This window comes from Rothia sp. HMSC08A08 (genome assembly GCF_001808385.1).
GTDB lineage: Bacteria > Actinomycetota > Actinomycetes > Actinomycetales > Micrococcaceae > Rothia > Rothia dentocariosa.
The window spans coordinates 47,166-64,273 of record NZ_KV793052.1 but is presented as its reverse complement, the minus strand read 5'-3'; the positions used below and the strand labels follow the sequence as shown (position 1 = coordinate 64,273).

The following is a 17,108-nucleotide window of genomic DNA, read 5'->3' as shown; positions in this document are numbered from 1 at the left end:
GGGCGCATCCCACAACCTCGATGGGGGAGGTGCACGGCATACGGTAACAAAAGCCACACCGCAGAACCAACCAGAACACAAGATTTTCAAGAGGTTACACCGCTAACCCGCGAGGTGAGGAAAAATGAAGAATAACGCTAACTCTGCGGCAACTACCGCAAATGGCGCTATCTCCACCGAGGATGCGCCCCAGCTATCGCGCGGACTCTCCCTGCGTCACATCATGTTCATTGCGCTTGGCTCGGCAATCGGCACCGGACTCTTTTACGGCTCCGCCTCCGCTATTCAACTGGCGGGCCCCGCTGTACTACTCGCCTATGTGATTGGCGGAGCTGCCGTTTTCATGGTGATGCGCGCTATGGGGGAGCTCGCACTGGCACACCCCGTATCTGGCGCATTCTCGGAATACGCAACCCGGTATCTGGGACCTTGGGCTGGGTTCGTCACCGGCTGGAGCTATGCTCTGGAAATGGCGCTCGTTGCCATCGCGGATGTGACAGCATTTGCAGTATATATGAAATTCTGGTTCCCCCAGTCGCCCTCGTGGATTTGGATCGTATCGGTGCTGCTCATTTTGCTCGCCATTAACCTTGCCAAGGTGAAAGCCTTTGGCGAGACAGAATTTTGGTTCACTATTGTCAAGGTAAGCGCTATTATCGCCATGATTGTGGGCGGAATTATTCTGCTTTTCGTTGGTGTGCAGGCACACACCTCGGTGAAGCCGTCCGTTACGAATCTGTGGGCGCTTGATGGTGGTTTTATGCCCGAAGGGTTTACTGGTTTCCTGGCATGTTTTACCGTGGTAATGTTTGCCTTTGGCGGTATTGAGAATATCGGTATTGCGGCGGGGGAGGCGGAAAACCCACGCACGTCGATTCCTAAGGCTATTCGTACTGTGCCGTTCCGCATTCTGATCTTCTATGTGCTGACTCTCTCCGTCATTATGTCGCTCTACCCTTGGTACTCTGTCACTAAAGAGAACTCGCCTTTTGTGCAGATCTTCGAGAACCTGGGAATTCCGGCGGCAGGATCAATCCTCAACGTGGTTATTATTACCGCCGCCGTGTCTGCGATGAATGCCGATGTTTACGGTGCCGGGCGTATGATGTACGGGCTGGCAAAGCAGGGGCTGGCCCCGAAATCATTCGGCAAGGTTGCAAAAAACGGTGCGCCCTGGATGACGACTCTTCTGATGATCGTGGTTATGGCGGTGGGCGTGATCGTGAATATCGCGTTCGAGAATGCTTTTGAAGTAGTCGCTTCGCTGGCAACATTCGCGACCGTTTTCGTGTGGGTTATGATTCTGCTGGCGCACATCGCCTATAAACGTGGGGGATACGAAGACGAAGTGCAGCCCGTGCGGCTTCCTCTGGTCGTCAGCTATATAACGCTTGCGTTTATGGCGTTCATCGTCGTGCTCTTCGGATTCTTCGATGACACTCGTTTGGCTCTTGTTGTTGGCGCTATATGGTGTGTTTTCCTTCTCGCGTACTATCGCCTAGCGGTAGCGCCACGGTTGGCAAAGAACGCAAAACTGGCGATCGCATCTGATGCTCAGGGCGGATAAATGCGGTATTGCGGGCGGAAATGCTAGGCCTAAATACGGAATGTGCTGCGGCGGTAATCTTTCAAAATCCGTAAAAGTAGCGTAGAATGTGTTAAACGCGTGTCTGCGGTCCGCGGCAGAAGACGTGAGGGGCATACGCCCAAAACCCCGGCGACATACGGTCGTACGGGCAGCTACGCGGCACTAACTCTAGGAGTTATACAGTGGCATTGGATCCCGCTATCAAGCAGGAAATCATCAAGGAATACGCAACTCACGAGGGTGACACTGGTTCTCCCGAGGTGCAGATTGCAGTTCTGTCTCGTCGAATCTCCGATCTGACTGAGCATTTGAAGTTCCACAAGCACGATCACCACTCCCGTCGTGGTTTGATGATCCTCGTGGGTCGTCGTCGCAATATGCTAGGCTACCTCAAGGATATTGATATTGAACGCTACCGTTCGCTCATTGAGCGTCTTGGTCTGCGTCGCTAAGGTTTTCGTACCTTGCAGGTAACGCTAAGCGGGCGCATCCTCCGTCGCACGGCGGGGGATGCGCCCGCGTTATCATGTACGGAAACCCGTCCATTTTTCAGATAAACAGTTTATAAAGAGCGCTCGTTCCAGGCACGCCCCGGTGCGGTCCTCGGTAGCGAATTACGGAATACTCCTGTGTACAACAGAGGTTCAGGGTACGACGTCCGTGGTTTCCTATCGAAGGCCGATAGATTGGGTGGAAATGGCGACGGGTATACGAACACAGAAAGAAGGAATCGTGGAAGGTCCCGAAATCCAATTCTCTGAAGTAGAAATTGACAATGGTATTCATGGCAAACGCCATGTACGTTTTGAAACTGGCCGTCTCGCCAAACAAGCGGCAGGATCCGTGCTCGTCACGATTGATGACGAAACAACGCTGCTTTCAGCAACCGCAATTGGTAAATCTCCCCGCGAGGGCTTTGACTTCTTCCCGCTGACCGTAGACGTTGAAGAGCGCATGTACGCCGCCGGTAAAATTCCCGGTTCGTTCTTCCGCCGCGAGGGGCGACCCCCGACCGAGGCGATTCTTGCGGCACGTCTAATCGACCGTCCGCTGCGCCCCGCTTTTACGAAGGGTATTCGTAACGAAGTGCAGGTTGTCGTCACCGTTCTGACCATCGAGCCAGATGAAATTTACAATACCTTTGCGATTAATGCAGCATCCGCATCAACCGCGTTATCGGGTGCGCCCTTTAGCGGGCCTATCGGTGGTGTGCGTATGGCCCTTATTGATGGGCAGTGGGTGTGCTTCCCCAAATACTCTCAGCTGGAAAACGCCGTATTCGATATGGCTGTGGCCGGTCGCATCGTGACCAAGGCCGATGGCAGCGAAGACGTTGCGATCATGATGGTAGAGGCAGAGGCAACCGATAATTCTTGGAAGCTCATCAAGGAAGACGGACACGCTGCTCCCACCGAAGAGATCGTGGCTGAAGGTTTGGAGGCTGCGAAGCCCTTTATTGCTGCTCTGTGCAAGGCGCAGGCTGACCTTGTGGAGCGCGCCGGTAAACCCGCCCTGGAGCTTCCCTACTTCGGCGGACACGGCGAAGACGTCGATACCGCCGTGAAGGACTTCGCGGGCGAGCGCCTCGTGGAAGTTTACTCCATCGCGGGTAAACAGGAGCGTGAAGCCGCTGCCGCTGAGCTTGAATCCGAGCTGATGGAAGCCCTCACCGGGGAAGGTAAAGAGTTTGAGGAGCGCGCTAATGAAGTTTCAGTGGCGTTTGCTGCTCTTACCAAGCACACCGTGCGCCAGCGCATCCTCACTGAACAGGTGCGTATTGATGGTCGCGGACTCACCGATATTCGTCAGTTGACCGCCGAGGTTGAAATACTGCCGCGCGTGCACGGTTCGGCGATTTTTGAGCGTGGCGAAACCCAGATTATGGGCGTGACCACCTTGAATATGCTCAAGCTGGAGCAGCAGCTCGATTCGTTGTACCCGGTCACGTCCAAGCGTTACATTCACCACTACAACTTCCCGCCGTACTCTACCGGCGAGACCGGCCGTGTTGGTTCGCCCAAGCGTCGCGAAATCGGTCACGGCGCACTTGCGGAACGTGCGCTTACCCCGGTGCTGCCCTCACGCGAGGAGTTCCCCTACGCGATCCGCCAGGTCTCTGAGGCTCTGGGCTCGAACGGCTCCACGTCGATGGGGTCGGTCTGCGCTTCGACCCTGTCGCTGCTCAATGCCGGTGTGCCTCTGCGCGCGCCCGTTGCAGGTATCGCAATGGGTCTTGTTTCTGATGAGGTTGATGGCGAAACCCGTTACGCCGCACTGACCGATATTCTGGGTGCCGAAGATGCCCTAGGCGATATGGATTTCAAGGTTGCCGGTACCAGCGAATTTGTGACTGCTATTCAGCTGGACACCAAGCTCGACGGCATTCCTGCATCTGTGCTGGCAGGCGCACTGACCCAGGCACGTGAGGCTCGTCTGCACATTCTGGATGTGATCACCGCAGCTATTGATGCCCCCGATGAGATGAGCGAATTTGCGCCGCGCATCATCTCGGTGAAGGTTCCGGTCGCTAAGATCGGCGAGGTGATCGGCCCGAAGGGCAAGATGATTAACCAGATCCAGGAAGATACCGGTGCCGATATTTCGATTGAAGACGATGGTACTGTCTTTATCGGTGCAACCGACGGTCCTTCGGCTGAGGCTGCACGCACCGCTATCAACGCGATCGCGAACCCGCAGGTTCCCGAGGTCGGCGAGCGCTACCTGGGTACCGTTGTGAAGGTGACCGATTTCGGTGCGTTCATTTCGCTTACCCCCGGTAAGGACGGTCTGCTTCATATTTCTGAGATGCGCAAGCTCAACGGTGGTAAGCGTGTGGTGGATGCCGAAGACGTTGTTTCGGTGGGGCAGAAGGTGCAGGTTGAGATCACTAAGATTGACGATCGCGGCAAGCTTTCGCTCTCCCCAGTGATTGATGCTGAGGATGCCGAGTAGAAACTCTCCCCGATATAAACCGCACCTTGACTAAGGAACTTGCTGGTTTTTCTGTCGGATAAGCAGCGCCAGCTCGTCCTGAGACTCCTGAGGGTTGTTCTCATGATGGGCTGGCGTTTACTCTGACTTGTACGGCTCGCTATATACATTTGGTTTGCTAAGGACTATTCACTAATGCCTATTTCTCTTCCCGTTGCGCGCGATGAGATTACCGCTGAGCTCGACTATGAACGCGGTCGCCTGGTTTACGAGGGTATAAATGGTAATGAAGTTCGCCGATCGATTTTGCCCGGCGGTGTTCGGGTGATAACGGAGCGGATGCCTGGCACCCGCGGCGTTTCCCTCGGATTCTGGGTGGGGGTCGGCTCCCGGGATGAAGCACCCGGTATGTTGGGGTCTACCCACTTTTTGGAGCATCTGCTCTTTAAAGGAACTCCGTCTCGAACTGCTTTTGATATTGCCCAGGCATTCGATGCGGTGGGAGGCGAATCAAACGCCCTCACTGCGAAGGAACATACCTGCTATTATGCGCGTGTACTTGACGATGATACCCCGATGGCGGTTGATGTTCTGGCTGATATGGTGAGTAACGCTTTGCTCGATCCAGAGCATCTGGAGCAGGAGCGCGGGGTGATTCTGGAAGAGATTGCCATGGACCAGGATGATCCTACGGACGTTGCCTTCGAGAATTTTGTAGAACAGCTTATGGGCCAGAACCCCCTGGGTCGCCCGATCGGTGGTACTCCGCAGGAGATTATGCAGGTCCCGCGGGATGCTGTGTGGGAACATTACAAGCAGTATTACACGCCGGATCGCCTTGTTATCTCGGCGGCTGGGTCGCTGGAGCACTCGCACATCGTAAACCTTGTGTTGGATGCGCTCACCCGCTACGGCTGGAACCTTCTTGAGGGTGTGGCTCCGGTACCGCGCCGTGTGCGCACAGAGAGCGGTATTGTCCCGTTTTCCGAGCTGTACGAGGTGCAGAAGGGCTTTGAACAGACCAATATTGTGATGGGGTGCCCGAGTATTATCGCTGGGGATGAGCGCCGCTACGCGATGAGTGTGCTGTCGAGTGCTTTTGGGTCGGGCATGTCTTCGCGGCTTTTCCAGGAGATTCGCGAAAAACGCGGGCTGGCGTACAGTACGTTTGCGTTCTCGGGTGCCTACTCCGATGCGGGATATTTCGGCATGTACGCAGGGTGCTTGCCCGCTAAAACCGAGCAGGTGTGTGAACTCTTGCAGTATGAGTTTGATAAGTTGGTGTCCGCAGGAATTACTGAGGAAGAACTCAGTAAAGTACGCGGGCAGCTGGCCGGTTCAACTGTTTTGGGCAGTGAGGACTCGGGTTCTCGGATGTCCCGACTGGGGCGTGCCGAGCTGGACTCAGGCAAGTTCACGAGCACCGATGAGCTATTGGAAAAAATTCGTGCGGTTACCCTTGACGATGTACACGACCTTGCCAGGTATCTGGGGCAACAGCAGATGATCACTACGATTGTGCGCTAACGCCCTTTATTATTCCCGAAACCCCCGCAGCGCGTAGACGTTCTCGTGTCTGATGACGAAAACGTCTGTGTCCCTGCGGGATTTGTTATACGGTGGCATGTAATGCTGTATGAGTATGGGGTATTCATAGAGAGAAGACTGGGGGAGGAAAGAAGCTTATGCGAGACCTATATATTGACGTATCGCACGAAGTACTTGAAGATCTGAAGGTCCGTTTGCGGGGTGCACGTTTTCCTGTTGTTCTAGATGAACAGGAGAATAACGCAGGAATCTCGGTCGAGTTTATGAAAAATCTCGTGGATTATTGGCTTACCGAGTATGATTGGGCGGCGCATCAGAAAATATTGAACTCGTATCGGCATGGCATCTATACAATACAGGGCAAAGAGCTGCATGCTCTTCATGAGCAAAGCCCACAAAATCTTGGTACAGTTCTGCTGATTCACGGCTGGCCCGATTCTTTCTTACGGTATATTCCGGTGATTCATCCTCTCGTTGAGGCGGGGTATAACGTTGTTGTTCCTTCGCTTCCCGGATTCGCTTTCTCGGAACAGCTGGAAAAACACACTGTCGCAGATATTGCCGAACGGCTCCATACGTTGATGGAACAGTTGGGTTATGAGCACTATGTGGTACACGGTGGTGATTGGGGAGCCTCGATTGGTCAGCAGATGGCGTTGCGTTATCCGCAGAGTATCCTGAAACTGCACTTAACCGATGTCCCGTTTTCAAACCAGTATTCTCTCGATAAGAGCACGCTTTCGGACGCAGAACAAGATTATCTGAACCGGGTTGCGCGTTGGTCGCAGGTTGAAGGCGGTTACTATATGCTGCTTTCCACAAAACCTTTGACTGTTTCTTACGGCTTTGCCGATTCACCAGTATTTTTGGCTGCTTTTATGGCGGAGAAAATGCAGTCGTGGAGCGAAAACGGGATTTCATGGGATACTATCATCGCAAATACGATGCTGTACTGGATAACGAATACCGAGCACTCCGCCGCAAGGATATATCGGGAGGCTTTGGGCGCCGGGAATATACAGCAGGGTAGGGTAGAGGTTCCAACCGCATTCGCGATTTTCCCGCACGATATCAGTAATCCTCCACGCGAATATGCGGAACGGTTTTTCAATGTTGTCAGGTTTACACATCCTGAGCGCGGCGGACACTTTGCGGCCTTGGAGGAGCCGGAGCTTTTCGTTCAAGACCTCCTGGAATTTCTGGCAGCCTAATCGGGCTGGTCGTGATCTTTTACCGATCTGCTAGATATGCCTCTGCATCAGTGCAAAGCATATCGGCAGTGTAGTCCTCCGATAAAAGAATCCGCAGAGCCTTCAGGAGGCGCGTTTGCCCTTCACATGCGAAGAACAGCTCGTACTGGGCGTGGGCGACGCGGGCAGCAAGATCAACTTGAGAATATGCGGGGCTGCTCAATTCACCAAGCGTATCCGCGAGAATACTGTACTTTTGCATGAGTTGCTCACTGTCGGCAAAAATCTCATCGTCAGACGTGCGAAACAGCTCATGCCAGTCAAGCTTGGGAATACCGACTGGATTCACCACATCCTCCGAGCCTATTTCCTGAAGGAAGGAACGCAGATCATCCACGGGCCAGGTGACGGATTCAAGAAGACGTATACCAAGGTCCGCGAAGAATGCCAGATCTTTACCCTGATCCGCCAGCTCGCGGCAGAGGTCCGGTAGTTTAAGCAGACACGCATGCCGATCAAGGTAATCTTGAAGATCACGTGTGAGGTCTTCAACCGAATAATCTTTTCCCACAAGCCCCTCAATCGCACAGGTAACACGCCTGCGCGGGTCTGGCTCAAAATACGAGCTGTAGTGGGCATTGACGATTTTCCACAGGATGCGAAGATCGTATCCTGCCAGGGTCGTATCTCTTGGAGCGGCAGTGGATATGTGATGGGAAGTTCCCGCCTCATCGAAAGCTTCTAGAAGGATAGAATATTTGCCCATAAGCCATTCGCTCTCCAGAAACTTTGGGTTTGTTCGGAGCTCGGCAGGATCGCGTGGAGCTGCCATATCTTCGGGCTCTAAACCCCGCATAAAAGCCCTAACATCCCAACCATGCTTTGGAGACCGCGCAAGCAGACGAAGACAGAGACTTATGTAGAAACTAAAGTCTTCTCCACGCTCTACAAGCTCTTGAAGAAGAGACTCTAATATATCGTGTGATGTTTCCTGCTGTGACTCCATAGAATCCCTTTAATATCGGGTGTAGAGACGGTGCTTTTATGGTAGAGATTATCGTGTACAGCTTTCACGAGTTTCTCATGAGGAGATTCCTCCCTGTTTCACTTTACCCTTGTGCTAAGGTTGAGGGAATTCGCGAAAGGAACCCCGCTATGTTCACTATCGTTGTCCCTCCCGACTATACCGAAGAACTACAGCAAATCTGCGGTCTAGATGCATCACAACGTGAGAAACTTATCAGCCTTTTAGCATTGGCGTGGCTTGACTGGAAACAGCAGCACCTTTCAGCGCTTGAGGTGGCTGAGGATATTGTGCGTATAGTGCGTGAGCAAGAAATATTCTCCCACGCCGAACGTCTCCAGCAGTGGGCAGAGAGCATGGACGAGATGTACCTTGAGGAGCTCGACGCCGATAAACCGTACGATATTGTACAACCGCTTTTCTACCGTGCCCGGTTTGCCGCCTCTTTATCGTATGCTCAAGACGCTCTTACGGAGGATAGAAGCCTGGAATATCTGCTCTACGAGTACTCCTTCTCACAGGAGACCGACACAGATCACCTGATGCTTGATGCCTTGCGGGTAGCTCGTCAAGGCTCTTAGCGGTAGAGAACTTTCTGAGAGATTTTTAGCGACATCACCGTCTAAGAGACAACTAACATCACCGCTGGCGTATTTTCAGCATGTCAGAGAGAAAACCTATAACTCATGATGAACTTCGAAGATTTTGATCAAGCTTATGATTGGTTTGCGCCGCGTCATGAGCCGATACCATTCAAGGAAATGACTAGAGCCCAACTGCGACAGGTCGTTAAACTATTCAAAGAGGATCAAGGGCCAAGGACCGCGTATGTTGCAGAGTATCTAGGCTCTACAAGTGGCAAAGATTTTCCTACTCTCAGTGATTTAGAACAGCTGTTGCGGTTGGGGAGGGAGTCCTTAGATAGGACAGGGCCGCAGATGGATGATATTTCTGGCACTTTTTTCAGCCTGGCCATTGATTTTGCTTTCTGCCTGTGTACATTCTTGCAGAAATACCGGAGTGATGTGGAATGGGCCGCGTCGAAAACCTCGAAGAAGACACTTACATATAATCGGCCGTTGATAGCTCGTCCTGATTACGAGGCTTCAGAGGGGTATATTGATGGTCTGCAATTTTTCTCTGACTCGTTGAGGTCATCTGTTCGACGGGGGAAAACGGTGGACGATGTGATGAGGCAGTTGAAACGTTCAATAAAAAGGAATTTTGATATAGATCTCAGCTAACGCCTTCAGGCAGCAGGAGGGAAGACACATGCCAGACTTTAGTGAGATGATGCGCCGCAGCCCAACCATCAAGGAATTCTATTTTGAGTGGGAGGGGCTGCAGATTTTCGGAGCGATTGATATCACGGATGTCCCGAAAGAGCTGGAAATACGGTTCACGTCACCGCACCCGGCTGGAGAGGTAGCTTTACGATTAAATGCCTATGGCTGTAAGTTCACCCACCCAGACGGAAAGCTATCGGAGAGAATCAGGCTGGTTCATGGTGAGGTGAACCCGACACCGGGCGACGAGAATTACGCCCGAATACCTATTCGTGGTGCCACTCAAGAATCATCAATCCTTGTGTACAACGAGTATTTAGCTGGTCCTCGGGGACTCACGGATGTAAAGCAACTAGAGTCTTTCACCGGTGATAGCGGAATGCTAGTTGAGCGCTGTGAAAACAGCATTTTGTTTCGCTGCAATTCGTGGAAACCTGCCGATAGGAAGGCTTTTGTTGATATGCAGGGGAGTATTACTTTGTTGTACTAAGCAAGCCAAAGCTGGATCCCGAAGACGTCTTGACGATGCGGAATAGATTTAGCTGGTTATGTAGTTTTATACATGATAGTAATCCAGGTACGTGAAGTTCTTGAAAGGTTCAATTACTTTCAAAACTCCCTACTTCAGCCTGCCAGTATCAAAACGGTTTGATTTGCTTGACCCGTAGTTTGAAGCGTGTGGATTCAAAAGGTTTAAAAACACCACCAATACACTACATGTACGATTTCCTCCTAACTTTGTGCCCGAGCAACCGCCTCCGTCAGAATACGGGCGTAGAGCATCTGCCCCTTAACCTCCGGATGCACGCCGTCCGAAGTCATCAGGCTTGGATCGCTCCGCACCGCCTGCGTTATTGCACCGTTCCAGTCTGCAATATAGACGCGGGAAGAATTTTTCTGCGCAAACTCACGAATCAGATTATTTGAAGAATCAATCCAGGTGAGGGTTCGCGGACCGTACCCCGTTGCGAGCACCAACTTCGTGTCTGCCGGAAGCGCCCGCAAAACCTCTTCAAGCTGACCGGGCATCAGCGTCGAGTTAGCGGTTACCGAGAGTACTAAAACTTTCCCAATTTTTCCCTGCGATGACCAGGATTTAACCATGGGCAACGCCTGAACAATGGTGCGTCCCTCTGCCGCGTCGATCGTGGCGTCCGGCATCGCATCATAAATATCGGGCTCTGCAGAAAGCACTACAGAATCGCCGATCACGGTTACATCAGCAGAATTCACCTGCGGATATTCATCTGGCACCGCAGAGGTCGCAGCGCTAGGATTTGCTGCTGTCGAACTTGCTGTTGGCGAGGCGCTCGCATGTGCTCGTTGTTCCTCACGCGCTTTTAAACGTTCCTGGGCGCGCTTTTTGCCTTCTTCAACGGCGCGTTGCGCACTAGTTTGATCAGGAGCAGTTCGTACCGCGACGGCAGTCGCTGAGCCTGCGCCCATCACAAGGACTAAAGCAATAACGGGTAGAGCACGATACCTGCCGTAACGAATGCTTCCAAAAAATTGTGCGAACGAGCTACGGAAACCATATCGCCGTACTGGAGTTTCAAGGTAACGATAAGAAAGCTCAGCAATAATGACGGTAACCAGCAGAACAACGACGTTCCACAGCGGTGAACGATCCACACCCAGAAGATAATGCGCCATAACGGCAAGCGGCCAGTGCCAGAGGTAAAGTCCGTAGGATCGCTGCCCAATCCAGGTGAGGGGGCCGAAAGATAGTACCGAACGTAATAGAGACGATGCCCCGGCGAGCATATCCGGCAGGATTCCTTGAATAACTCCAAGAGTCAGCAGCGAAGCGCCGAGGAGCCCCCAGGGGATAGTGCCCGGCGCCTTCTCAGGCATAAGAAGAGCAAGCGAAATGAGAGCAACCAAGCAGAGCCAGCTGAGAATTACACGCAGGAAAGTCACCGCTCCAAAGGGTTGCGCCACTCGATATATAACGTGTTTATCACGAGGTGGATAGAGCGACCACGGGATCGAAAAAGCTAGTAAAACACCTAGAAGCAGACCGTAAACATGGGTATCGGTACCGTAATAAATACGGCTGATGGGCGCTCCAAACGCCAACATAACCGTGCCGCTTGTTAAGGATGCAATGATAGCTATAAAGATAATGAGGCTGAATCGTCTCCACCGTCTGCCGAGGATAACACCCGCCGCCACCAGGAGAAGAGGCCAGAACAGGTAGAACTGCTCTTCAACGGCAAGCGACCAAAAGTTCGTGAAAAGTTCGGGAGAAGTCTGAGCAAAATAGTCGTTACCGCTGAAAATAGAGAGCCAGTTAGATGAGAATGTGCCTGCGCCAGTAAGTTGTCTGCCCAGATTGACCTGTATATCGCCGCCTACTGCTAGTGCGATGGGTCCGGTTACTAAAATGAGTAGTGCGATCGCAGGAAGGAGCCTGCGAGCGCGGCGCTTCCAGAAAAGGAACAGGTTAATGCGCCCGGTTATCGCCCCTTCACGGAGTAAGAGAGCGGTAATCAAATATCCCGAGATGACGAAGAAAATATCGACCCCGATCATACCGCCCGGCACCGCAGTAGGCCAGAGATGGTACACAATTACCAGGAGTACGGCGATAGCTCGCAGGCCGTCAAGCCCGGGCAACATAAAAGAGCGGTTAGCCTCATGGGGACTGACCGCAGACGGAAAAAGTTGCTTCATGATGTGTTGTTACTCCGGGGTGATGAAAGAGTGAAGAAAAATACTGTTTACTAGTATAAAAGTTTATTTGTTATATAGAGACGTTTGGAGCCATCGGGAAGTTTTGTGAAATTTAAGAAACGCGGTTACCAGATATTTTGGTATCTATAAGGGTGTTGTGCTGGTGCTTGAGCGTTGATGGGGCGTAGTACATAAGCAACATAGTGTCTCGATTCGTGCTGTACACCACATGCGATAATAGGGTAGAGATAACTGGGCTATTCGTAATTTTTGGAGGCAACAGAATGGTAGAAGCAACGCAGACTAAAATACGGCGGGTGGCGGTTCTTGGAGCATCGGGGCGTATGGGATCGGAAGCGGTCAAGGCTATTACCGATGCCCCCGATCTTGAATTAGTTGCCGCTTTAGGGCGTGAAGATTCTCTCGAAAAGCTCGTCGAAACTAATGCTGAGATTATGGTTGATTTGACCGTGCCGAGCGCTACCGAGACGAACGTCCGTTTTGCCGTAGAGCACGGAGTGCATGCCGTTGTGGGTACTACCGGCTGGACTGAAGAACGTGTGGAATCCTTGCGTGAGCTTCTTGATGAGCACCCGCAGGTGGGTGTGCTGATCGCGCCGAATTTTGCGTTGGGATCCATTTTGGCGACGGAATTTGCGGCTAAGGCGGCACCGTATTTTGAATCGGTTGAGATTATCGAGATTCACCACCCCAATAAGGTCGATGCCCCCTCGGGAACAGCCGCTCACACAGCACGCCGGGTTGCGGCTGCGCGAGAGGAAGCTGGGCTTGGAACCAGTCCGGATGCTACCGAGAGCGATCCTCTGGGGTCTCGCGGCGGTAAAGTTGAGGGTATTAATGTGCATGCGGTGCGGCTTCGCGGCATGGTTGCGCATCAGGAAATTCTGCTGGGCGACCCCGGACAGCTTTTGACAATCCGCCACGATTCTTTCGACCGCGCATCCTTCATGCCCGGAGTGCTTTTGGGCGTTCGGCGGGTCGCGGCTCATCCGGGGCTGAGCGTTGGACTCGATAAGTATATGGATCTGTAGATCGTGCGGATACCGACTCCAATGACCTCTGAACAAGAAACGGTAAAACCCGTGCGGGGCGCCTCATGGCTGACATCGCTGAGGTTATGGGTTGCGATTGCCTGTCTCTTATTAGTCTGTACCGTGCTTCTGCTGCCTCTGTCGCTGGGTATTCGTGCGTCAATACTGGGCGTGCTGATTTTTAGCGGAGTATTTATGCTGGTGGATGCGGGCGGTAAAGGTAAAATCTTTGCGGCGCTCACAGTGGCGCTCTTGGGGCTGTACCTGCTGTTTACGGCACAGCGTGGGGTCGTGCTCATTGCGTCGGGGAATATCGCAGGTATTCTGCTCGGGGCAGGACTATTGCTTTTGCCCGCAGTGGGTGCATGGGCGCTTGTGCGCGAGGTGATATTTGGTGCGTGTATACAGCGAATGGCTCAGGAGCTTGATGCCCAGGGTAAACTTCCCGAAGATACGCTGCCACGAAGTCCTTCCGGAAGGGTTGATCGTGAGGCCGCTTCAGTAGAACTTGAAAAATTTGCCGATGTTCTCGAAGCACATCCGGACAGCTGGGAAGCCTGGTTTAATCTCTCGTGCATGTACGATGTCTGCGGTGAACGTAAACGTGCCCGCGCCGCTATGCGAAATGCGATTTCTCTACGCCGCGGTCGTGGTGTGACCGACCTGAAATAGCGTGGCTGTTAGGGTAGTCCATGCGTGTTCATGAGGAGTGCTTGAAGTTGCGTTTTGAGCTCAAGAACGCAGAATTCCATAAAAAGTGAAAATTTTTCGGGACAGAAGCAAAATTAATGTAGCGTAAGAATAGCTTAAGATAGTACTCTGGGGTGTATGGCTGAGAACGTGATGAACCCCGGTACTTTTGTAAACCCGCCCTTTGGGCGTCTGCTCACGGCGATGGTAACGCCCTTCGCTCAAGACGGATCTGTGGATGAAAAACAGGTTGCACACCTGGCGGAATACCTCATTAACAATGGTCATGACGGGTTGATTGTCTGTGGCACCACAGGAGAATACTCGACCATGACCGATGATGAGAACGAGCGAGTTTTCGCCATCGTCAAAGAAGCTGTAGGAGACCGTGCCTCTATTGTTGCTGGCGTGGGCTCGAACGACACCGCGCATACCATTGAGCTTGCCCGTCGCGCCGAAAAGGTTGGTGTTGACGGTTTGCTTGTAGTGACTCCCTACTATAACAAGCCCACTCAGCATGGCGTTTACGCGCATTTTAGCACCGTAGCAAAAGCCACCAGTACACCCATCATGCTCTACGATATTCCGGGGCGTGCCAGCATCCCGATTGCCCCCGACACCTACCGTCGGCTGGCAGAACTTGATAATATTGTTGCTGTTAAGGATGCGAAGGCTGACTTTGGCGCCGCAACCGACGTTATGGCAACCACAGATTTGCATTACTACAGTGGTGATGATGGTTTGACTCTGCCTTGGATGGCAGTAGGAGCCGTAGGCTTAGTTTCAGTTACCGCGCATGTGGCACCCATGCTCTTCCGTGAGTTTATCGATGCCGTTGTAGCGCAGGATCTTGTGAGTGCGCAGCGCATTAACCTGCAGCTCGTGCCCATTGTGAACGCCACCATGGGACGAGCCCCCGGAGCCGTTGCTGCCAAAGAAATCCTGGCTTGGCAAGGCGTTCTTGGCACACCTGTTGTACGCCTGCCTCATGTACTTTCCGAACCCGAGGTGGCGGAGGCTATCCGAGCGGATCTGCTTTCCTCCACTATCGCGCAGACTCTTAAAAACGCATAAGACTTTCTGCGGCTAGTTTCGGGCGGACCCAGCGTGACTCGTATGTAGCGAGAAGATCACGCGGGTCCGCTTTCCGTGCAGAAGCGGAACGTGAAGGCGTGGACCCCTCCTCTAGAGGCGAGATGCGTCCATGACCTTTGGCGAACGGACTCTCAGCCTCTCAAGCCGCATGAGCAGCACCCGCGAAGCAGCCCGATACGCTTCGGAGTTTGATACTCACAGCGGGTGCGCCCTTAGACGACACGAAAAATAGAATCATAGAAAATAAGGAGATACGCATGAGCGTTTTTGAAAATGATCTGCCGGCGCCTCCCAAACTGCAGAAAGACACCCTGCGCGTGGTGCCTCTCGGTGGTCTGGGTGAAGTCGGTCGAAATATGACCGTCTACGAAATCAACGGCAAACTGCTGATTGTAGACTGCGGTGTGCTCTTCCCTGAAGAGTCCCAGCCCGGTGTAGACCTAATCCTGCCCGACTTCAGCTATGTGGTCGATCGCCTGGATGATGTAGTCGCCATGGTTCTCACTCACGGGCACGAAGACCACATTGGGGCGGTACCTTATCTGCTTAAGAAACGTCCCGATATTCCCCTCATCGGTTCCGAACTCACTCTCGCGCTGGTAGAAGCGAAGCTTGCCGAGCATCGCATCAAGCCTTATACGCTCACCGTAAAGGAACACCAGATCGAAAAATTTGGTCCTTTTGAATGCGAGTTCATCGCGGTTAACCACTCTATTCCGGATGCACTCGCCGTATTTATCCGAACCGCTGCAGGAACTGTGCTACACACCGGCGACTTTAAGATGGATCAGCTTCCACTGGATGGGCGCATCACCGACCTGCGTCACTTCTCGCGTCTGGGCGACGAAGGTGTGGATCTATTCCTGCCTGACTCCACAAACGCAGAGGTTCCCGGGTTTACACCCACCGAAAAAAATATCGGACCTGTTATATCGAGCGTATTCCGCGATGCGCCCGGTCGTATTATCGTGGCCTCGTTCTCCTCACACGTTCACCGCGTGCAGCAGGTGCTCGATGCCGCAGTCGAGCGCGGGCGCAAAGTTGTGCTGGTCGGACGCTCCATGGTGCGCAATATGACCATCGCTGAGAAACTGGGTTACCTCAAGGTACCTGAGGGCGTTCTTGTAGATTTGAAGAAGGTCGATGAATACCGCCCCGATGAGCTTGTACTCATGTGTACCGGTTCGCAGGGCGAGCCGATGGCGGCTCTGTCGCGTATGGCTAATGGCGATCACAAGGTTCAGCTTGAACCGGGCGACACCGTCGTGTTGGCTTCATCGCTGATTCCAGGCAACGAAACCAGCGTGTACCGCATCATTAACGCCCTGATGAAACTCGGCGTGACTGTTGTGCATAAGGGCAACGCGAAGGTTCACGTTTCCGGTCACGCGGCGGCGGGAGAGCTGCTGTACTGCTACAACATTCTGGAACCGAAGAACGTGATGCCTGTTCACGGCGAGGTTCGTCACCTGATTGCTAACGGGGAACTGGCAAAAGAGACAGGTGTTCCCGAAGAAGGCGTGCTCCTGTGCGAATCCGGTACCGTTGTGGATCTCAAAGACGGCGTAGCGAAGATCGTTGGCGAAGTTCCCTGCGAATACCTGTACGTGGATGGACGTTCTGTCGGTTCGGTGACTGAGGACGATCTTAAGGCACGCCGCGTTCTGGGTGAAGAAGGATTCGTCTCTATCGTGACAGTGATTGATCGTGCTACCAAACGTGTGGTAACCGGGCCAGATATTCATGCCCGCGGTATCGCCGAAGACGATTCGGTCTTCGACGAGATCACCCCCAAAATTACCGCCGCCCTTGAGGATGCGCTTCACCGCGCGCCCGAGAAGGTGCATACGGTACAGCAGCTTCAGCAGATTGTGCGCCGTACCATTGGTGCATGGATCTCCCGCCGCCTGCGCCGTAAGCCCATGATCGTCCCAGTGGTCGTTGAGACTAAAACGGATGAGGAGCCTAAGCCGACGGTGTAGCGAGCGCATAGCCCCACGGTGAAAGGCGGTGCGGGCACGCTCTGTG

The 17,108-nt window shown here is 53.1% G+C and carries 14 protein-coding genes; 12 read left to right on the top strand and 2 right to left on the bottom strand.

Annotation, left to right across the window (positions count from 1 at the left end; genetic code table 11):
• Positions 1-124: 124 nt before the first annotated feature.
• The 5 genes from HMPREF3164_RS00280 to HMPREF3164_RS00260 all read left to right on the top strand — a co-directional run bounded on the left by HMPREF3164_RS00280 (position 125) and on the right by HMPREF3164_RS00260 (position 7,278).
• Entirely contained in the window at positions 125-1,567 is a 1,443-nt protein-coding gene (locus HMPREF3164_RS00280) for an amino acid permease (RefSeq protein ID WP_070448426.1), read from the top strand.
• Between the two features lie 203 nt (positions 1,568-1,770).
• On the top strand, positions 1,771-2,040 hold the full coding sequence (gene rpsO, locus HMPREF3164_RS00275; RefSeq protein ID WP_004006251.1) for a 30S ribosomal protein S15: 270 nt from the start codon (positions 1,771-1,773) through the stop codon (positions 2,038-2,040).
• A 280-nt stretch (positions 2,041-2,320) separates the two neighbouring features.
• The gene (locus HMPREF3164_RS00270) at positions 2,321-4,540 is read left to right on the top strand and encodes a polyribonucleotide nucleotidyltransferase (RefSeq protein ID WP_070448425.1); all 2,220 of its coding nucleotides are present in this window, start codon (positions 2,321-2,323) and stop codon (positions 4,538-4,540) included.
• A gap of 174 nt (positions 4,541-4,714) precedes the next feature.
• Positions 4,715-6,046, top strand: coding sequence for a M16 family metallopeptidase (locus tag HMPREF3164_RS00265; protein ID WP_070448424.1), 1,332 nt, complete (start codon positions 4,715-4,717; stop codon positions 6,044-6,046).
• Between the two features lie 158 nt (positions 6,047-6,204).
• Positions 6,205-7,278: an epoxide hydrolase family protein gene (locus HMPREF3164_RS00260; RefSeq protein WP_048755090.1), complete on the top strand. Its 1,074-nt coding sequence runs from the start codon at positions 6,205-6,207 to the stop codon at positions 7,276-7,278.
• A gap of 19 nt (positions 7,279-7,297) precedes the next feature.
• Here the strand turns inward: HMPREF3164_RS00260 and HMPREF3164_RS00255 are convergent, their stop codons facing one another.
• Positions 7,298-8,263 carry a hypothetical protein gene (locus HMPREF3164_RS00255; protein ID WP_070448423.1) on the bottom strand — a complete coding sequence of 322 codons (966 nt, stop codon included), beginning with the start codon at positions 8,261-8,263 and terminating at the stop codon, positions 7,298-7,300.
• 149 nt (positions 8,264-8,412) lie between these two features.
• Between HMPREF3164_RS00255 and HMPREF3164_RS00250 the strand changes: the two genes are divergently transcribed.
• The 3 genes from HMPREF3164_RS00250 (at position 8,413) to HMPREF3164_RS00240 (ending at position 10,057) form a co-directional block, all read left to right on the top strand.
• The gene (locus tag HMPREF3164_RS00250) at positions 8,413-8,862 is read left to right on the top strand and encodes a hypothetical protein (RefSeq protein WP_246822533.1); all 450 of its coding nucleotides are present in this window, start codon (positions 8,413-8,415) and stop codon (positions 8,860-8,862) included.
• A 105-nt stretch (positions 8,863-8,967) separates the two neighbouring features.
• Positions 8,968-9,525: a hypothetical protein gene (locus HMPREF3164_RS00245; protein ID WP_070448421.1), complete on the top strand. Its 558-nt coding sequence runs from the start codon at positions 8,968-8,970 to the stop codon at positions 9,523-9,525.
• 28 nt (positions 9,526-9,553) lie between these two features.
• Positions 9,554-10,057, top strand: a complete 504-nt coding sequence (locus HMPREF3164_RS00240; RefSeq protein WP_070448420.1) for a hypothetical protein — start codon at positions 9,554-9,556, stop codon at positions 10,055-10,057.
• A 242-nt stretch (positions 10,058-10,299) separates the two neighbouring features.
• Here HMPREF3164_RS00240 and HMPREF3164_RS00235 read toward each other — a convergent pair whose 3' ends face one another.
• Entirely contained in the window at positions 10,300-12,243 is a 1,944-nt protein-coding gene (locus tag HMPREF3164_RS00235) for an acyltransferase family protein (protein WP_070448419.1), read from the bottom strand.
• Positions 12,244-12,527: 284 nt separating this feature from the next.
• Here HMPREF3164_RS00235 and dapB point away from each other — a divergent pair, with 284 nt between their 5' ends.
• The 4 genes from dapB to HMPREF3164_RS00215 all read left to right on the top strand — a co-directional run bounded on the left by dapB (position 12,528) and on the right by HMPREF3164_RS00215 (position 17,062).
• Positions 12,528-13,295, top strand: coding sequence for a 4-hydroxy-tetrahydrodipicolinate reductase (gene dapB, locus HMPREF3164_RS00230; protein WP_070448418.1), 768 nt, complete (start codon positions 12,528-12,530; stop codon positions 13,293-13,295).
• Between the two features lie 21 nt (positions 13,296-13,316).
• Complete coding sequence (locus HMPREF3164_RS00225; protein WP_048753081.1) at positions 13,317-13,967, top strand: hypothetical protein; 651 nt, start codon at positions 13,317-13,319, stop codon at positions 13,965-13,967.
• A gap of 156 nt (positions 13,968-14,123) precedes the next feature.
• Positions 14,124-15,059 (top strand): 4-hydroxy-tetrahydrodipicolinate synthase, encoded by a 936-nt coding sequence (gene dapA, locus HMPREF3164_RS00220; protein ID WP_080972546.1) that lies wholly within the window; start codon positions 14,124-14,126, stop codon positions 15,057-15,059.
• A 278-nt stretch (positions 15,060-15,337) separates the two neighbouring features.
• Positions 15,338-17,062 carry a ribonuclease J gene (locus HMPREF3164_RS00215; protein ID WP_013398755.1) on the top strand — a complete coding sequence of 575 codons (1,725 nt, stop codon included), beginning with the start codon at positions 15,338-15,340 and terminating at the stop codon, positions 17,060-17,062.
• Positions 17,063-17,108: the final 46 nt, after the last annotated feature.

Bases quoted from the DNA above. Each gene is read 5' to 3' on its own strand.
- HMPREF3164_RS00280 (WP_070448426.1), top strand. From the start codon at position 125: ATGAAGAATAACGCTAACTCTGCGGCAACTACCGCAAATGGCGCTATC.
- HMPREF3164_RS00265 (WP_070448424.1), top strand. From the start codon at position 4,715: ATGCCTATTTCTCTTCCCGTTGCGCGCGATGAGATTACCGCTGAGCTC.
- HMPREF3164_RS00260 (WP_048755090.1), top strand. From the start codon at position 6,205: ATGCGAGACCTATATATTGACGTATCGCACGAAGTACTTGAAGATCTG.
- HMPREF3164_RS00255 (WP_070448423.1), bottom strand. From the start codon at position 8,263: ATGGAGTCACAGCAGGAAACATCACACGATATATTAGAGTCTCTTCTT.
- HMPREF3164_RS00250 (WP_246822533.1), top strand. From the start codon at position 8,413: ATGTTCACTATCGTTGTCCCTCCCGACTATACCGAAGAACTACAGCAA.
- HMPREF3164_RS00245 (WP_070448421.1), top strand. From the start codon at position 8,968: ATGATGAACTTCGAAGATTTTGATCAAGCTTATGATTGGTTTGCGCCG.
- HMPREF3164_RS00240 (WP_070448420.1), top strand. From the start codon at position 9,554: ATGCCAGACTTTAGTGAGATGATGCGCCGCAGCCCAACCATCAAGGAA.
- HMPREF3164_RS00235 (WP_070448419.1), bottom strand. From the start codon at position 12,243: ATGAAGCAACTTTTTCCGTCTGCGGTCAGTCCCCATGAGGCTAACCGC.
- dapB (WP_070448418.1), top strand. From the start codon at position 12,528: ATGGTAGAAGCAACGCAGACTAAAATACGGCGGGTGGCGGTTCTTGGA.
- HMPREF3164_RS00225 (WP_048753081.1), top strand. From the start codon at position 13,317: ATGACCTCTGAACAAGAAACGGTAAAACCCGTGCGGGGCGCCTCATGG.
- dapA (WP_080972546.1), top strand. From the start codon at position 14,124: ATGGCTGAGAACGTGATGAACCCCGGTACTTTTGTAAACCCGCCCTTT.
- HMPREF3164_RS00215 (WP_013398755.1), top strand. From the start codon at position 15,338: ATGAGCGTTTTTGAAAATGATCTGCCGGCGCCTCCCAAACTGCAGAAA.